Source organism: Gilliamella sp. Lep-s35 (genome assembly GCF_009795845.1).
Taxonomy (GTDB): Bacteria; Pseudomonadota; Gammaproteobacteria; order Enterobacterales; family Orbaceae; genus Gilliamella.
The window spans coordinates 1-631 of the sequence record NZ_WTEX01000075.1; the positions used below are offsets into that span (position 1 = coordinate 1).

1 protein-coding gene is annotated in these 631 nt (G+C 37.7%); it reads left to right on the plus strand.

Features of this window, described 5'->3' with window-relative positions:
- On the plus strand, positions 1-596 hold a 596-nt coding region (locus GQ590_RS12075), incomplete at its 5' end, for an IS3 family transposase (protein ID WP_160409303.1).
- Between the last annotated feature and the right edge of the window lie 35 nt (positions 597-631).

Here is a 631-nt window from a genome sequence, read left to right on the forward strand (position 1 = left end):
GGAATCGTAAACGGGTTTACCGGGTGTATTGTGAGTTAAAACTTAACTTAAGAGTTAAGCGTAAACAGCGTATTCCAGCCCGAACCCCTAAAAAGTTATCAGTTCCTAATAAACAAGGAGAATGTTGGTCAATGGATTTTATGAGTGATAGTAGTCAAAATCAACGCCGTTTTAGAACATTCAATGTCATCGATGACTTTAATCGTGAGGCATTAGGCATTGATATTGCGGTCAGTTTACCTGCAGGAAGGATTACTCGTTACTTAGATAAACTGGCCGAATATCATGGATATCCATTAAAAATACGGGTCGATAATGGACCAGAATTCACCGGAAACACGTTTACTAATTGGGCTAAATCACATGATATAACCATTGATTATATCCAGCCCGGTAGCCCTTATCAAAATGGCTATATTGAACGATTTAATCGTTCGTACCGTACAGAGGTATTGGATTTATATCTTTTTAATAATCTGGAACAGGTAAGGAAGGTAACCGAAGAATGGTTAACGATTTATAACACCGAAAGACCGCATGAGGCACTAAATAATATGACGCCGATTGAATTTAAAACACAAAAACAGGCAGCGTGATTTTCTATGTGAGTTTTGTACTAAGTTTGGGGTAT